Below are 16,040 nucleotides of genomic sequence, written 5' to 3'. Positions count from 1 at the left end.
CGGCAACGTTGCGGGGGCTGTTAGCATAGGCATGCGGCCCGGGTAATCCCTATAATTCATTTCAGACGCCAAGGCGTTATTACTTTGTGCTAAGCACCCTTGGCCTGAGCGCTTTGCTTGCTCTGGCCCGTTCCACAAGAATCCACCGTCGTTAGGAATACCCAAATGAAGAAATCCCTTGTTATCGCATCGTTGATGGCTGCTGTTGCTCTGGCTGCTTGCGGCAAGAAGGAAGAAGCTGCTGTGCCCGCACCAGCACCTGCGCCTGTGGAAGCGCCAGCACCTGCACCCGCACCTGCCGTTGAAGCTGCCAAGGATGCCGCCAACGCTGCTGCTGACGCTGCTAAGGACGCTGCTGCTGATGCCAGCGCTGCTGCTTCGAAGGCCGCAGATGCCACCAAGGAAGCTGCCGGCAATGCTGCTGATGCCACCAAGGACGCTGCCCACAACGCTGCTGACGCCGCCAAGGACGCTGGCGCCGCTGCTGCAGATGCTGCTAAGGCTGCTGCTGACGCCGCATCCAACGCTGCTACCGCTGCTAAGGAATCGGTGAGCAAGTAAGCGCTGAGTTGCTGGCCTGGCCGCTGCCGGGCCTGCACTGCTGATTTGCCTGAACGAGCCCGTGCTTTGCACGGGCTTTTTGTTTGGGCGCTTGGCAGGGGGCGATGGATGGCAGTGCTCGTCTGTCGGCCAGCGTTGGTGCCCTTCCGTGGGCCCATGAAAAAAGCCACTGCGCAGAGGCAGTGGCTTGGGAGGCTGGTCACGGCCCAAGGGGCCGCGCAGGGCATCACTTCATGTCGTCAGCCAACACCTTCAAGATGCGCTGGGCATTGGCAGAGGTATCTGCCTTGCCGCTCTCGTTGAGCACGGTGACATTGCTGGTGTTGGCCTCGCTCTTGACCTGGATGCGGTACTTGATCGGATCCGGTGCATCCGGGTTGCGGTTGAAGATCTTGGCAAAGAAACCGTCGGGCTTCTTGTTCAGATCAGCGGGATCGATATAGCGCACGAAGTAGACGCCTTGGCTGCGGTCGCGGTCCTCGACGGTGAAGCCGGTGCGGTCCAGCGCCAGGCCCACGCGGCGCCAGGTGCGGTCGAACGGATCGCTGACCTGCAGCACCGGCGAGCCATCGGCAGCGGTGGCAATCTTGGAGGTGCTGACAGGGGCCAGAGGTGCAGCCGCAATCGCCTTGGACTGCTCTTCGCTCACACCCAGCTTGACCATGATGCGGCGCAGGAATTCGGTTTCCAGTTCCGGATCGGCCTTGCGGGGCTGCCAGATGGTGCTGTCTTTTTCCTTGTTGGAATAGACCTCTTCCATGCCGCGGTGGCTGACATAGATTTCGGATTTGCCATCGGGGCGGCGCTCAATACGCGTGCGGAACTTGTCCTGCTCACCGGTCGAGTAGATCGAGTCGAACACCTTGCCGATGGAGCGGCGGATGAAATCCTGTGGCAGCTTGGCGCGGTTTTCGGCCCAGTCGGTTTCCATGATGCCGATGTCAGGGCGCTCGATGGTCAGCGCAAAGCCGCTTTCCTGCCAGAAGTCCTTGACCGGTTCCCAGACCTTGTCTGCGGGGCGGTCGATGACCAGCCAGCGCTGGTTGCCATCGCGCTCAATCTGCACGTCACCAATCTGCGAAGCGGCGGTGTTGGCGGTGCCCTTGGGCGCAGCGTCCTTTTGTACCTGGTAGGCCGCAGCCGATACCGTGCCGCCAGGCACGACATAGCGCGAGTCCTTGGACAGCTGGGTCAGGTCTGGGGGGACTTCCAGCGTTGGCCCTTTGGAGGCGCTCTTGTAGTCGATCTTGTCGCCTTCGAGAATATTGCCGGTACCGCAAGCGGCCAAAGTAACAGACAGGCTCAGCACGCTGAGTTTTGCGAGGGAATTCACGTTCAAATCCTTAACAGAGGCAACGCGCGGATGATTGCGTTAAAGCAGGGAGGCTCCGCGCATTGCAGCTTCCACCGTGCCATGCAGACCGGCGGAAAGCTCGGTCATCGGCAGGCGCAGGGTTGGGCCACACAGACCCATCTTGTTGGCCGCCCACTTTACCGGAATGGGGTTGGCCTCCAAGAAGAGGGCTTTATGCAGCGGCAGCAGTTTATTCTGAATTTCCATAGCCCGACCAACATCCTTGGCAATTGCTGCCTGGCATAGCTGGCTCATCAGGCGTGGTGCGATGTTGGCGGTGACGCTGACATTGCCATGTCCGCCGCACAGCATCAGGGCCACGGCGGTGGGGTCATCGCCCGAGTAGATGCCAAAGCCGGCAGGCGCATCCTTGATCAGCCACTGCGCGCGTTCGATGTTGCCGGTGGCTTCCTTGATGCCGACGATGCCGGGCACTTCGGCCAGGCGCAGCACGGTGTCGTGCTGCATGTCGGCCACGCTGCGGCCCGGCACGTTGTAGAGGAAGATCGGCAGGTCGCCCACCGCTTCGGCAATCGCTTTGAAGTGCTGGAACTGGCCTTCCTGGGTTGGCTTGTTGTAGTAGGGCACGACCTGGAGCTGGCTGTCTGCGCCCACGCTCTTGGCGTACTTGGCCAGGGTGATGGCCTCGTGGGTGGAGTTGGCGCCGCAGCCGGCCATGATGGGCACGCGCTTGTTGGACTGCTCGACGGAGACACGGATGATCTCCATGTGCTCTTCCACCGTGACCGTAGGCGACTCGCCGGTGGTGCCCACCACGCCGATGCAGTTGGTGCCTTCGGCGATATGCCAGTCGATCAGTTTTCGCAGGCTTGCATAGTCCACGCTGCCATCGGCATGCAGGGGGGTGATCAGGGCAACAATACTACCGGTCAATGGAACACTGGTGGAAGTCATAGCGTGGATTGAAAGCTGGATGGAAGATTCTAGCGGGGGCTGGACTGCTACCGCCGCTGGCAGTATAGCGCGCTCAGAAGCAATCGCTGTCATATTGATCACAAACACGCTTCGTGTTTGGTCATTTTGAATGTTTTGTCTTGGTTATTTGGTTAATTTGACGTAAATTTTCGGTTGATCGGTTGATATCGATTGTGTAATTGAATGCGCATGGACCCGGGTAAGTCCTGGGGCGCGGCCCGGCTTGGCGCTGCCCACTGCGAACTGCGGCACAATGCCTGCCATGCTGATGTATCCCCAATTTGACCCGATTGCCATCAAGCTCGGCCCGCTGGCCGTGCACTGGTATGGCCTGACCTATCTGGTCGCCTTTGGCCTGTTTCTGTTCCTGGGCATTCGCCGCCTCAAGGACCAGCCTTTTGCCTCGGTCACCACGCCCACACGCTGGCAGCGCAAGGATGTCGAGGACATCTTGTTCTTTGGCGTGCTCGGGGTCATCGTCGGTGGCCGCCTAGGCTACTGCCTGTTCTACAAACCCGGTTACTACCTCAGCCACCCGCTGGAGATCCTGGCGGTCTGGCAAGGCGGCATGAGCTTCCATGGCGGCCTGGTGGGCGTGATCGTGTCGATGGTGCTGTTTGCCAAGCTCAAGGGCCGGCCCTGGCTGCAGGTGGCCGACTTCGTCGCGCCCTGCATTCCGCTGGGTCTGGCATCGGGCCGCGTGGGCAACTTCATCAATGGCGAGCTCTGGGGCCGCTTCTCCAGCCCCGACCTGCCCTGGGGCATGGTGTTTCCGCAAAGCGGCTCGATGCTGCCGCGTCACCCTTCACAGATCTACCAGTTCCTGCTCGAAGGTGTGCTGCTCTTCGTCATCATGTGGCTGTACTCGCGCAAGCCGCGCGGCGAGGGCCAGGTGGCTGGTGTCTTCCTGATCGGTTACGGCCTGTTGCGCTTTATTGCCGAGTACTTCCGCGAGCCCGATGACTTCCTGGGCCTGCTGTCGCTGAACCTCAGCATGGGCCAGTGGCTCAGCCTGCCGATGGTGCTGCTGGGCATCTACCTGTGGAACCGGGGCCGCAGCCAGCCAGTGCTTGCTACGCCGTAAATCGCCTATATCCCTGGTTCGATAGGGCTATACTGATCAGCCGCTGTGCCGGGTTTATCTGGCACAGCGGCTTTGTTTTTTGCCTGAGCGGAGAGTGGACGATATGACAGGAAAATGGGTTCTGGGCCTGGTGGCCGGTGTGTGCATGTTGGGCAGTGCAGCGGTGTCTGCGCAGCAGGCCTTGCCCGATCTGAAAGTGGCTGTGGACCTGAGCTACGAGCCCTTTACCTACAAGCTGCCCACAGGCCAGCCCGCCGGTTTCGATATCGATATCGCCAACGCGCTGTGCGCGGAGATCAAGCGCAAGTGCGTGTTTGTCGAGCAGGTCTGGGACGGCATGATCCCCGGTCTGCAGGCCAAGAAGTACGACGTCATCATCAGCTCGATGGCCAAGAACGAGGACCGCGCACGTGTCGTGGACTTCACCAACAAGTACTACCACACGGGTGCCCGCATCGTGATGCCCAAAGGCTTCAAGTACAGCGGCCCCGAATCGCTCAAGGGCAAGAAGATGGGCGTGCTGAAGGCCAGCATCCAGGAGAAATGGGCGCTCACCTACCTCAAGCCCGCAGGCGTCGATGTCGTTTCCTACCCTGGCCGTGACCCTGTCTACCTGGACATCAACTCCGGCCGTCTCGATGGCTCGGTGGCCGACAGCGTGGAAATTGCTTACGGCTTCTTGAAGAAGCCCGAAGGCCAGAACTTTGAGTTTGTCAGCGACACCTTGGTGGACAAGAAGATCTTTGGCGAAGGCGCCAGCATTGCCATGCGCAAGGGCCAGCCCGAGCTGAAGAAGTCGCTCAACGACGCCATTGCCGCGATCCGTGCAGACGGCCGCTACAAGAAGATTGCCGACAAGTACTTTGACTTTGACCCTTACGGCAAGGACTGAGGCCATCCCATGCTGCGGCCCACGGCCCCAGCGCTGAGACAAGCAGGCCCGGTTGACCCGGTGCCTGCTTTTTTATTGCCAAAAATGGCGGAGGTGAGCGTTTGCACCGGTAACAGTGGTCGCGGGCAATCAACCGGGTATTAACACGGGTGCCAAAATGCGCTGTAATTTCTCATAATTACAGGCACGCACTGCGTTTTGGGCTGCTGGCTCTAGCGCAAAACGGCTTTTACCAAGGAGTGAGCGGATGGCGGTTGCCGGACAGCCTTTGCACGACACGGTGGCGATACAGGTGCGCGACCTGATTTTTGCCGGCACCCTGGCCGCAGGGGAGCTGCTGGATGAAAAGGCGCTGTGCGACCAGCTCTCCGTCTCACGCACGCCGCTGCGTGAAGCCCTCAAGCTGCTGGTCTCCGAAGGCCTGCTGCGCCATGAGCCTCGGCGCGGCTGCTTTGTCGAGACCGTGACCGAGCGCGATCTGGACGATATCTTTCCGGTCATTGCCTTGCTGGAAGGCCGGGCCGCCTACGAGGCCACCAAGAAGCTCAGCAGCGCCGACCGCGCCGTGCTCGATGTGATGCACGAGCAGCTGACCCACTACGCCGAGGCGGGCGACATCGCGGCCTACTACCGCATGAACCACCAGATCCATGAGGCCTTCATCACCCTGGCCGACAACCGCTGGCTGGCCCAGGCGATTGCCGATCTGCGCCGCATTTTGCGCCTGGCACGGCTGCACCAGCTGCGCGCGCCGGGCCGGCTGCAGGCCAGCTTGCAGGAGCACCTCGATATCTATGCCGTGATGCTGACTGGCGACGCCGATGCGGCCGAGCAGACCATGCGCAACCATTTGCTGCAGCAGCGCAAGGCGCTGCTGCGCATCACCCCCCTTTCCATGTCAAGGATTGCTTTATGACCACCGCTACAGAGACTTCGCCCGCCACCGGGGTGGACAGCGCCGCCAACAGCTGGCTGCAAAAAAGCGCAGCTTGGCTGCGCTCGGTCGGCATTCCTACCGAGCTGGGCAACAGCACCAGCGCTGATGAGGGCGAGCGCAGCACCACCGAGCGTCTCAAGGCCACCTTGCGCCGGGGCAATGAGGCGCTGTCGCCGCGCGAGCTGCGCCGCCTGCTGGCCGACCTGCAGGCCGTGTGCGCCAGCGAGGTGAGCGATGCCGAAGGCGGGCGCCTGGCCGAGCCGGTGATGCAGTGGTATGCCGCCGCCCAGCCCGAGCAGCGCCTGGACTGCTGGCGCCTGCTGTGCGAGCAGTTTGTGCCCGATGTGGCCAAGATCGGCCAGGCCCGCCAGCGCTATGAGGACGCCATCGGCACCGCCGGCATGGCCGCTGCCGAGCGCCAGTTGCGCAAGGCCTTGCAGACGCCGCGCATGAGGCTGTTCCAGCGTTTTGCGGTGCCCGCGCAGGGTATGCGCTTTTTGCTCGATCTGCGTGCGCAAATGCTGCCCCAGCTCAAGAGCCAGGAATGGCTGGTCGCCGTGGACGCCGATCTGGAATACCTGTTCTCGACCTGGTTCGATATCGCCTTTCTGGAGCTGCGCAGCCTCAGCTGGGATTCGCCCGCGTCCCTGCTGGAAAAGCTCATCAAGTACGAAGCGGTGCACGACATCCGCAGCTGGACCGACCTGAAAAACCGCCTCGACAGCGACCGCCGTTGCTACGGCTTTTTCCACCCGCGCCTGCCCAATGAACCGCTGATCTTTGTCGAGGTGGCCCTGGTCGACAAGATGTCGGACAGCATTGCGCCGCTGCTGGACGAGGCCGCTGCCGCAGCCGATGTGGACAAGGCGAGCACGGCCATCTTCTACTCGATCAGCAACACCCAGACCGGCTTGCGCGGCGTGAGCTTTGGCGATTCGCTGATCAAGACCGTGGTGGAGCAGCTGCTGCAGGAGTTTCCCAAGCTGCGCCAGTTCGCCACCCTGTCGCCGATCCCTGGTTTTCGCAGCTGGCTGGGCAAGAACGCCGGCGAGGTCTGGGAGGGCGCCGACAAACGCCTGCGCGCCGAGCTGGGCAAGGCACTGGACAAGGCCGACCCCAGCGTGGACGACTGGATGGGCGCACTGGAGCAGGCGGGCAAGTTGCAGGCCGCCGACCCCGCTGCCAAGCTGTTGATGCATGCCGCTGCCCGCTACCTGGGCAAGAGTCTGGTCAAGGACAAGCCGGTGGACCCGGTCGCCCGCTTCCACCTGGGCAATGGCTCGCGGGTCGAGCGCCTGAACTGGGCGGGCGATACCTCCGCCAAGGGCATCAAGCAATCCTACGGCCTGATGGTGAACTACCTGTACGACCTCAAGCGCCTGGACAAGCACCGCAACCTGCTGGCCCAGGGCAAGATCCCGGTGTCCTCGGGCATCGAGGCACTGGCCAAGGTCTGAACCTGTTTTTGAGGATGGCAGGCCAGCTCCGCGCGCCCCCGGGCGCAACGCTGGTCTGGAGAGAGCTGCAGGCCCCATAAGGGCCGCAGCCTGGGTGGTCGGCATTCTTTGCTGACCAGCCAGGGCTTGTGCGTTGCTGTGGGCACGCGCAGGCGGGTGTGCGTGGATCTTAAAAATAAACCTTAGGAGACAAGATGACCAAGAGCTATACACCGTCCTCATCCAGAAGGCGAACGCTGGTAGGCCTGGCCGCCGGCATGGCCGGCACGGCGCTGCCCGCCTGGAGCTGGGCCAACACGGCATCAGCCAAGGACTGGCCCACCAAGCCGGTGACCTGGGTGGTGCCCTTTCCCGCAGGGGGCGGCACTGATGCCTTTGCGCGGCCGCTGTCCTCGCAGTTCTCGAAAATCTCGGGCAAGACCCTGGTGATCGACAACAAGGGCGGCGCGGGCGGCACCCTGGGCGCCAGCTTTGCCGCGCGCCAGCCCTCCGATGGCTACCACTTCTTCATGGGCGGCACCCACCATGTGATTGCACCCTCGGTCTATCCCAAGCTCGACTACGACATCCAGAAGGACCTGGTACCGCTGGCCTTGCTGGCGACGGTGCCGCAGGTGCTGGTGGTCAACCCCAAGCGGGTGACGGCCGCCAATATGCAGCAGCTGCTGGCCCAGCTCAAGGCCAATCCCGGCAAGATGAGCTTTGCCTCGGCCGGCGCCGGCACCAGCCACCACCTGGCCGGCGAGCTGTTCAAGATCCAGAGCCAGACCGACATCCTGCATGTGCCCTACAAGGGCGCAGGCCCAGCGCTGCAGGACCTGATTGCCGGCAATGTGGACATGCTGTTCGATGGCCTCGGCTCGTCGGCCGCGCATATTGCTGCCGGGCGCATCAAGTGCCTGATGGTGTCCGGCAGCCAGCGCAACCCTTCGCTGCCCGATGTGCCCTGCGCCGCCGAGGTGGGCCTGCCCGACTACAACGTGACCACCTGGTACGGCCTGTGGGCCGTCAAAGGCACCTCGTCCGAGCTGCAGGCACGCATGTTCGAGGAGGCCAAGCGCATGGGGGCCTCGGAAGAAATCAAGGCCATCTGGGCCAAGAATGGTGCGGAATATGGCAGCATGACGCAGCCGCAGTTTGCGGCCTTTGTGGCCGACGAGGTCAAGCGCTGGGCCGAGGTGGTCAAGGCCTCGGGTGCCAAGATTGAATGACAGCAGGAGCGATGTGATGGCGGGGCAGGTTCGTGTGGAATCGTGGACGGCGGGCGAGGCCGCATCCCGTGCGCAGGCCGTGCGCGTGGTGCTGGCCCACCCGGGCAAGCGCAATGCCATGTCGCGCGCGATGTGGCGGCAGCTGCGCAGCGTGTTCGAGGACCTGCAGCGCCAGCCCGGGCTGCGCTGCATCGTGCTGCAAGGCGAGGGCGAGGCCTTTTGTGCCGGCGGCGATATCTCGGAATACGCGGACTTTCGCTTTCACCCCGAGAGCCTGGCCGCCTTCCATGAGGGCGAGGTCTGGCCGGCACTGCATGCCATGCTGCAATGCGATGTGCCCCTGGTCGCCGCCATTGACGGCGCCTGCATGGGCGCCGGTGTGGAGCTGGCCAGTTGCTGCGACACCCGTTTGGCGACAGACAGGGCCCAGTTTGGCGCACCGATTGCCAAGCTGGGCTTTCCGATGGCGCCCAAGGAGGCCGCCCTGGTGCTGAGCCAGGTGGGGCCTGCCAAGACACGTCAGATGCTGCTGGAGGCGGCGGTCTTTGGCGCCGAGCAGATGCGGGCCTCGGGCTTTTTGAGCCAGGTCCACCCCGCTGCCCAGCTGCAGGCCCAACTGGAGCGTAGCGTGGCCCGCATCTGCGGCCTGGCACCCCAGGCTGCCCGCATGACCAAGCAACTGCTGCGCGCACTGGCCGAGGGCGATGCCCAGGCCCCGGTGCTGCAGCAGCCCTATGCCTATGCCGATTCGGCAGAACACCGCGAAGGCATTGCCGCCTTCGTAGCCAAAAGAAGCCCCCAGTTTTGAAGCGGCCTGCGCAGGGCAGCAGCCCGGTCGCAGGCGCCAAGGAAACCACCAACCACGTAGACCAACATGACCAACGACAACCTGTTCTGCGCACTGCGCGCGGCCTTTCCTGAGGACCTCGATGCCATCGCCGTGGAGACCACCTCGGCCAGCGGTGAGCCGCTGAACTACAGCTGGCGCGACCTGGACCGCATGAGTGCGCGCATCGCCAACCTGCTCGATTCGCTGAATATTCCTTCCGGCAGCCGTGTGGCCGTGCAGGTCGAGAAGTCGGTCGAGGCGATGGCGCTGTACCTGGCCACCTTGCGCGCCGGCCATGTGTTTCTGCCGCTGAACACCGCCTACCAAAGTGCCGAGATCGAGTACTTCGTCACCAATGCCGAGCCGGCAGTTGTGGTCTGCTCGCCGGCCAACTTTGGCTGGGTGTCCAAGATTGCCTTCCAGTGCGGCACGCAAAGCGTGTTCACCTTGGGCGATGACCGCAGTGGCACCTTGCTGGAGCGTGCGGTGCACTGCGCCGATGCGCACACGCCCGCGCAGAAATCGGCCGACGACATGGCCGCCATCCTCTACACCAGCGGCACCACTGGCCGCAGCAAGGGCGCGATGCTGAGCCACGGCAATCTGCTGAGCAATGCCGTGATGCTGAAGGACTACTGGGGCTGGAAGAAGGGCGATGTGCTGATCCATGCGCTGCCAATCTTCCATGTGCACGGCCTGTTTGTCGCGATCCATGCGGCCCTGCTCAATGGCAGCAAGATGATCTGGTTTGCCAAGTTCGAGCCCAAGGCGGTGATTGCCGCGATGGCACGGGCAACGGTCTTCATGGGCGTGCCCACCTTGTATGTGCGCCTGCTGGCCGAGCCCGGCCTGACCAAGGAGGCCACCCGGCATATGCGCCTGTTCATCTCCGGATCGGCGCCCTTGCTGATCGAGACCTTCCGCGATTGGCAGACCCGCACCGGCCACACCATTCTGGAGCGCTATGGCATGAGCGAGACCATCATGCTGGTCTCCAACCCCTACCAGGCCGATGCCCGCCATGGCGGGCAGGACGAGCGCCGGGGCGGCACGGTGGGCTTTCCGCTGCCGGGCGTGGGCGTGCGGGTGCAGGGCGACGATGGCCAGGCACTGGGCGCCGACGAGATCGGTCATATCCAGGTGCAAGGCCCCAATGTGTTCAGCGGTTACTGGCGCATGCCCGAGAAGACCGCCCAGGAGTTCACGGCCGACGGCTGGTTCAAGACCGGTGACGTGGGCAAAATCGATGCGCGCGGCTATGTGACCATTGTGGGCCGCAGCAAGGACCTGATCATCTCCGGCGGCTACAACGTCTACCCGGCCGAGATCGAAGGCTTCATCAACGAGCTGCCGGGCGTTGCCGAAAGCGCGCTGGTGGGGGTGCCACACCCGGATTTTGGCGAGGTCGGTGTGGCGGTGGTCATAGCCAAGGCAGGCCAGCAACTGGACGCCGAAGCCATCATTGCGACCCTCAAGAAGCAGCTGGCCAACTTCAAGATTCCCAAGCGCTGCTTTGTCGTGGCCGAGCTGCCTCGCAACACCATGGGCAAGGTGCAGAAGAACCTGTTGCGCGACCAGTACCAGGGCCTGTTCAAGGGCTGATACTCTGCAGTGGCGGTTTGGAGCCGCCATGACAAAACCCTCGCTTGTTGCAGCGCATCCGCTGCCGCAAGCGAGGGTTTTTTATCGGGGTTGAAGTTATGCGGCGGTCAGCGCAGCACCAGCACCGGTATCGTCGCATGGGTCAGCACATGCTGGGTTTCGCTGCCCAGCAGCAAACGCTTCAGGCCCCGGTAGCCGTGCGAGGCCATGACGATCAGGTCGCAGTTTTCCTTCTTGGCCGTCTCCAGCAAGGCTTCGGCAATCATGTCGGACTTGATCACCAAGGTCTTGATGGGCACACCAGTCGCGGCGCCCTCAGCCACCACCTTGTCGACAATGCTTTGCGCGGCGCGTTCCCAACCTTCCTCGATGCGCGCGATGTCATCGGGGTTTTGCATGGTGCTGCCTTCAAAGTAGCTGCGCGGGTAATTGGGTGAGATGTTGACGGCGGTGACCGTGGCATGGCTCAGTTTGGCCAGTGCCAGTGCATGGCGCACCGCCTTTTCGGACAGCTCAGAGCCATCGGTGGCAAGCAGGATATGTTGGTACATGGCGGGCTCCTTTCAGATCAGACTGCAGACAGAGCAACAGGCTGCTGCCTTGCCCTGGTTTCATCTCCAAGCATCGCCGCTTATGGCGCGCCAGGATGTCGGATCAGGCCGCGTTTGTGTTCGCTGGCAGGGCTTAGACAGTGCAGGCCTGGGTGTTGATGAGGCCCTGGAGTTTTTCCGTGTCCAGAATGCGCACATGGCGCTGCTTCACCTCAATGATGTTCTCCTCGGCAAACTTGGAGAAGGTGCGGCTGACGGTCTCCAGCTTCAGGCCCAGGTAGCTGCCGATTTCCTCGCGGGTCATGCGCAGGATCAGCTCATGCTGCGAAAAGCCGCGGGCATGCAGGCGCTGCACCAGGTTCAGCAGGAAGGCGGCCAGGCGCTCTTCGGCGCGCATGCTGCCCAGCAGCAGCATGACGCCATGCTCGCGCACGATCTCGCGGCTCATGACCTTGTGCACATGGTGCTGCAAAGCGGTCACTTCGCGCGACAGGTCTTCGAGCGAGGAGTAGGGCATGACGCAGACCTCGGCATCTTCCAGCGCAATCGCGTCGCAGGAGTGGCGGTCGTTGACGATGCCATCGAGACCGATGATCTCGCCGGCCATCTGAAAACCGGTGACCTGGTCGCGCCCATCTTCGGTGGCGATGCTGGTCTTGAAGAAGCCGGTGCGGATGGCGTACAGCGAGGTGAAGGTCTCGCCATTGCGGAACAGCGCGCTTCCGCGCTTGATCTTGCGGCGTGTGGCGACGATCTCGTCAATGCGTTCCATTTGTTCGGCCGACAGACCCACGGGCATGCACAGCTCGCGCAGATTGCAGTTGGAGCACGCCACCTTGATGGAGTTGGATGTCATGTATCAATACCCTCGAACAAATATTCGTGTAGGAACGGCGTTCCTCGTATGCGCCTATTGTGCGTGCAGGCGCCAAATGGGTTCTTGATGTATATCAAGGACGGGTGGCAGGCCTTGGGGCACATTGGGGGTCCGCAAGGATAAAGCCCATGATTTCCCTGACTCCCGACCTGCTGCGCCGTTTTGACGTCCCCGGCCCCCGTTACACCTCGTATCCTACCGCAGACCGATTTGTTGAAGCCTTTGCTGCGAATGAGTACAAGCAGGCGCTGGCGCAACGCGGCAGTGGCCTGGCGGCCAGGCTGGCGCCACTGTCCTTGTATGTGCATGTGCCGTTCTGCGCCTCGCTGTGCTACTACTGTGCCTGCAATAAGATCATCACCAAGCATCCCGAGCGGGCCGACGAGTACCTCGGCTACCTGGAGCGCGAGCTGGATCTGCAGCTCGCCCACCTCAGCACACGCTCGACCATCAGCCAGCTGCACCTGGGCGGGGGCTCGCCGACCTTCCTGAGCGATGCGGGCCTCAGCCGCCTGATGGACATCGTCAAGCAGCGCTTCGAGCTGCAGCCGGGCGGCGAGTACTCCATCGAGATCGACCCGCGCACCGTGAGCCGCGAGCGCCTGCTGCACCTCTACCAATTGGGCTTCAACCGCCTGAGCTTTGGCGTGCAGGATTTTGACCCGCTGGTGCAAAAGGCCGTGCACCGTGAGCAGCCCGCCGACCAGGTGTTTGCCTTGGTGGCGCAGGCGCGCGAGATAGGTTTTGAATCGATCAATATCGACCTGATCTATGGCTTGCCGCTGCAAAGCCCGGCCAGCTTTGCGCGCACGATGGAGCAGGTCAATGCGCTGCGGCCTGACCGCATTGCACTCTACGCCTATGCGCACTTGCCCGAGCGCTTCAAGCCCCAGCGCCGCATTCTGACGCAGGACCTGCCCAGCCCGGCCGACAAACTTGCGATGCTGGCCCAGTCCTTGGCCGCGCTGGAAGGCGCCGGCTATGTCTATGTGGGCATGGACCATTTCGCGCTGCCTGACGATGCCTTGGCGGTGGCCAAGCGCCAGGGCCGCCTGCACCGCAACTTCCAGGGCTACAGCACCCAGCCTGATTGCGATCTGCTGGCGCTGGGCGTGTCGGCCATTGGCCGCATCGGCGCTACCTACAGCCAGAATGCCAAGACGCTGGAGGAGTATTACGACCTGATCGACCAGGGCCAGATCCCCGTGGTGCGCGGCCTGGCGCTGACGCGCGATGACCTGCTGCGCCGCGCGGTGATCATGGGCCTGATGTGCCAGGGCAGCCTGGCGATCGAATCGCTGGAGCAGGCCTGGCTGATTGATTTTGCGCAGTATTTTGCTGCCGAGCTGGCCCAGCTGCGCGAGCTGCAGGGCCAGGGCCTGGTGCAACTGAGCGACGAGGCGATCAGCGTGACGGAGCTGGGCTGGTATTTTGTGCGCGGCGTGGCCATGGTGTTCGACAAGAACCTGCAGGCTGACCGCAACCGCGCGCGCTTCTCGCGCATCATCTAGCCGGCTTGGGGCAGGCTCAGACCTGCCAGGCTGCCAGGCTTTTGTAGAGCATGTAGAGCGCCAGGCACAGCAGGATGCCGCCAAAAATTTTCTTGAGCTGTGCCACCGGCAGGCGGTGCGCGGCACGGGCACCCAGCGGCGCGGTCAGCACGCTGCAGGTGGCAATGGCGGCCAGGCCGGGCAGCCAGATGTAGCCCAGCGAATGCGGTGGCAGGCCCTGCAGGTGCAGGCCGGCCACCATGAAGCCGATGACATTCGTGACCGCGATCGGAAAGCCCAGCGCCGAGCTGGTCGCCACCGCGTTGTGCATCGGCACGCTGCACCAGGTCATGAAGGGCACGCTGATGAACGCACCGCCGGCACCGACTAGGCCCGAGAGGCAGCCAATTACGCCGCCGGCCGCCAGCTGCCCGGCGGTGCCCGGCATGGGGCGCGTCCCTTTGCTGTTGGGCTTGCGGAACATGCGCAGTGCCGAGTAGCCAATGAAAAGGCCGAAGAACAAGCCCAGGTAGCTGCCCTTGAGCACAGCAAAAATGCCCAGGCTGGCCAACAGGCCGCCCAGCACGATGCCAGGGGCCAGGCGTTTGACGAGATCCCAGCGTACGGCGCCATGCTGGTGGTGGGCGCGGACGCTCGACATCGATGTGAACACAATGGTTGCCATCGACGTGGCGATCGCCATCTTGATCGCCAGTTCAGGCGCCACGCCCTGGGTGCCCAGGATGTAGGTGATAAAGGGCACCAGCACCATGCCGCCGCCGATGCCCAGCAGGCCCGCCAGAAAACCGCCGATCAATCCCAGCACGGACAGCGGCAGCAAAACGAGGGGATCAGCCATGGTGCGCAGTAAAAAGGCCACCTGAAACAGGTGGCCTGAAACCCCGCTGTCGCGGAGAGGAGAAGACAGGTTGGGCAGCCTGCCCGAAAAAATCAGGTGTTCGCAGCGGATCCACTGGACCGTCATCCTGAACCGGGGGTTCAGGTGGGCGAGGGCAACCTATCGTTGGGTTCATCTGACGCGAGACGATCACGCTCAATAGGTGATGTACCAAGCCCGTGCTCGTAGAGCATTGGTTCAAGGAACTATAAAGTCCAGCAGGGCTGCGAACGCTTTCATTGTAATCGCTCGCACCTGCTGCACCCGCCAAAATCGCAATTCAATGTGCTGAGATTGGTCAAAAAAGATAGCGTCCTACACAGATCGTAGAACGCATGGAGCGGTATTTTTCGCCAATGCATTGCGAGGCTTCGGCATTTGGTGCTAGCGGCTGCTAACACGCGGCTGTCAGGCGCTGGCGGCCAGCGTTTGTGCACCCGGGGAGGGGGCGGGAGCCAGTGCCGCATCGAGCCGTTGCAGCACCGATTGCAAACGGGGCTCGTCCCAGTCGAGGCTGGCCTGCGCAGTGGCGGCAGGCTGGGTCTGGGCCTCGGCCATCGCTGCCGATTGGGCGGCGGCCTGCGCTTGCAACGCATCGGCTGTCTGGCTCAACTGGCTGTTTTGCACTTGCAGGTCGAGCAGATCAAAGGCCACATTGAGTGCCGCCAGCACGGCGATGCGCTCGCGGCCACGGATCTTGCCCGCGTCGCGGATGCCGCTCATGGCCTCATCCACATGCTTGACTGCTGCCAGCAAGCGTGTTTCCTGGCCTTCGGGGCAGCCCAGCATATAGCTTTGCTGCATGATGTGTACTTCCAGCTGTTTCATCATTCGTCCTGGTCAAAGGTCTTGGGCAGGCGTTCGATCAGTGCGTCGACGCGGGCGCGGGCCGCTGTCAGGCGCGATTGGAGGGAGTCGCGCTCCTGGGTAAGGGTGGTGACCTGCTCTTGCAGTTGGGCGTGGGCGCGTTGCAAAGCCTCATGACGGCTCAGCAGTGCTTCCACCCGCTCAAGCATCAGATCCATAGAAGGCGTAGTGGCCATAGAGAGACAGTCTTCTTAAGTGCGCAATGGGTTTAACGCTAAAATTGTACCCGTTGGTGCTCGCCCCAGTGGTTCACATGGGGGCAGTTCAACGGGAAGCAGGAGCGCTGCTTGTGCCCTACAAGCCTTGCGCAACCTGCGCTGCCCCCGCAACGGTAAGCGATGGTTGGCTTTTGCGCCATCCACAGCCACCACTATGCCACTGAATACCTTGAACAAGTGTTTGGGAAGGCGTGTGCTGTGTCATCGCCAGCCCGGATACCGGCCAACATAGTGGAGGTGCGTGGCCCAGGTGCTGCCACAGCTTCCGTGTTCCCC

The 16,040-nt window shown here is 62.7% G+C and carries 15 protein-coding genes, 1 pseudogene and 1 riboswitch; of the genes and pseudogenes, 9 read left to right on the top strand and 7 right to left on the bottom strand.

All coding sequences use genetic code 11. From position 1 onward, the window contains the following. Window positions 1–165: 165 nt before the first annotated feature. Window positions 166–429, top strand: a pseudogene (locus LPW39_RS05090) (hypothetical protein); the annotation flags it as partial. A 358-nt stretch (window positions 430–787) separates the two neighbouring features. Here LPW39_RS05090 and bamC read toward each other — a convergent pair. After that, window positions 788–1,894, bottom strand: a complete 1,107-nt coding sequence (gene bamC, locus LPW39_RS05085; protein ID WP_230771849.1) for an outer membrane protein assembly factor BamC — start codon at window positions 1,892–1,894, stop codon at window positions 788–790. 39 nt (window positions 1,895–1,933) lie between these two features. After that, entirely contained in the window at window positions 1,934–2,830 is an 897-nt protein-coding gene (gene dapA / locus LPW39_RS05080; protein WP_230771847.1) for a 4-hydroxy-tetrahydrodipicolinate synthase, read from the bottom strand. Between the two features lie 274 nt (window positions 2,831–3,104). Between dapA and lgt the strand changes: the two genes are divergently transcribed. From lgt to LPW39_RS05045, 7 genes are all read left to right on the top strand, one after another. Next, window positions 3,105–3,935, top strand: coding sequence for a prolipoprotein diacylglyceryl transferase (gene lgt, locus LPW39_RS05075; RefSeq protein ID WP_230771845.1), 831 nt, complete (start codon window positions 3,105–3,107; stop codon window positions 3,933–3,935). 103 nt (window positions 3,936–4,038) lie between these two features. Beyond that, entirely contained in the window at window positions 4,039–4,827 is a 789-nt protein-coding gene (locus LPW39_RS05070) for a transporter substrate-binding domain-containing protein (RefSeq protein WP_230771843.1), read from the top strand. A gap of 247 nt (window positions 4,828–5,074) precedes the next feature. Next, window positions 5,075–5,743: a GntR family transcriptional regulator gene (locus tag LPW39_RS05065; protein ID WP_230771840.1), complete on the top strand. Its 669-nt coding sequence runs from the start codon at window positions 5,075–5,077 to the stop codon at window positions 5,741–5,743. Continuing rightward, window positions 5,740–7,221 (top strand): malonyl-CoA decarboxylase, encoded by a 1,482-nt coding sequence (locus LPW39_RS05060; RefSeq protein WP_230771838.1) that lies wholly within the window; start codon window positions 5,740–5,742, stop codon window positions 7,219–7,221. The genes LPW39_RS05065 and LPW39_RS05060 overlap by 4 nt, the downstream gene beginning before the upstream one ends. A 194-nt stretch (window positions 7,222–7,415) precedes the next feature. Further along, window positions 7,416–8,432 (top strand): Bug family tripartite tricarboxylate transporter substrate binding protein, encoded by a 1,017-nt coding sequence (locus LPW39_RS05055; RefSeq protein ID WP_407928787.1) that lies wholly within the window; start codon window positions 7,416–7,418, stop codon window positions 8,430–8,432. Between the two features lie 16 nt (window positions 8,433–8,448). Beyond that, window positions 8,449–9,240, top strand: a complete 792-nt coding sequence (locus LPW39_RS05050; RefSeq protein ID WP_230771837.1) for an enoyl-CoA hydratase/isomerase family protein — start codon at window positions 8,449–8,451, stop codon at window positions 9,238–9,240. Window positions 9,241–9,306: 66 nt separating this feature from the next. Further along, a complete protein-coding gene (locus LPW39_RS05045; protein WP_230771835.1) occupies window positions 9,307–10,863 on the top strand; it encodes a malonate--CoA ligase in 1,557 nt (518 codons plus the stop codon). Window positions 10,864–10,970: 107 nt separating this feature from the next. Here the strand turns inward: LPW39_RS05045 and LPW39_RS05040 are convergent, their stop codons facing one another. Continuing rightward, a complete protein-coding gene (locus LPW39_RS05040) occupies window positions 10,971–11,414 on the bottom strand; it encodes a universal stress protein (protein ID WP_230771833.1) in 444 nt (147 codons plus the stop codon). Between the two features lie 133 nt (window positions 11,415–11,547). Beyond that, window positions 11,548–12,270, bottom strand: coding sequence for a fumarate/nitrate reduction transcriptional regulator Fnr (gene fnr, locus LPW39_RS05035; RefSeq protein ID WP_230771831.1), 723 nt, complete (start codon window positions 12,268–12,270; stop codon window positions 11,548–11,550). A gap of 149 nt (window positions 12,271–12,419) precedes the next feature. Here fnr and hemN point away from each other — a divergent pair, with 149 nt between their 5' ends. Then, window positions 12,420–13,802, top strand: coding sequence for an oxygen-independent coproporphyrinogen III oxidase (hemN, locus tag LPW39_RS05030; protein ID WP_230771829.1), 1,383 nt, complete (start codon window positions 12,420–12,422; stop codon window positions 13,800–13,802). A gap of 16 nt (window positions 13,803–13,818) precedes the next feature. Here hemN and LPW39_RS05025 read toward each other — a convergent pair whose 3' ends face one another. From LPW39_RS05025 to LPW39_RS05015, 3 genes are all read right to left on the bottom strand, one after another. Continuing rightward, window positions 13,819–14,640 (bottom strand): sulfite exporter TauE/SafE family protein, encoded by an 822-nt coding sequence (locus tag LPW39_RS05025; RefSeq protein WP_230771827.1) that lies wholly within the window; start codon window positions 14,638–14,640, stop codon window positions 13,819–13,821. Window positions 14,641–15,087: 447 nt separating this feature from the next. After that, on the bottom strand, window positions 15,088–15,507 hold the full coding sequence (locus tag LPW39_RS05020) for a cell division protein ZapA (RefSeq protein WP_230771826.1): 420 nt from the start codon (window positions 15,505–15,507) through the stop codon (window positions 15,088–15,090). Beyond that, the gene (locus tag LPW39_RS05015; RefSeq protein WP_021027064.1) at window positions 15,507–15,722 is read right to left on the bottom strand and encodes a PspA/IM30 family protein; all 216 of its coding nucleotides are present in this window, start codon (window positions 15,720–15,722) and stop codon (window positions 15,507–15,509) included. Before LPW39_RS05015 ends, LPW39_RS05020 begins: the two co-directional genes overlap by 1 nt. A 38-nt stretch (window positions 15,723–15,760) precedes the next feature. Beyond that, window positions 15,761–16,006, top strand: a riboswitch (cobalamin riboswitch). Window positions 16,007–16,040: the final 34 nt, after the last annotated feature.

This window comes from Comamonas koreensis, from assembly GCF_021026195.1.
GTDB lineage: Bacteria > Pseudomonadota > Gammaproteobacteria > Burkholderiales > Burkholderiaceae_C > Comamonas > Comamonas koreensis.
The sequence above is the reverse complement of the archived record's forward strand: the minus strand, read 5'-3'. Positions and strand labels throughout refer to the sequence as shown.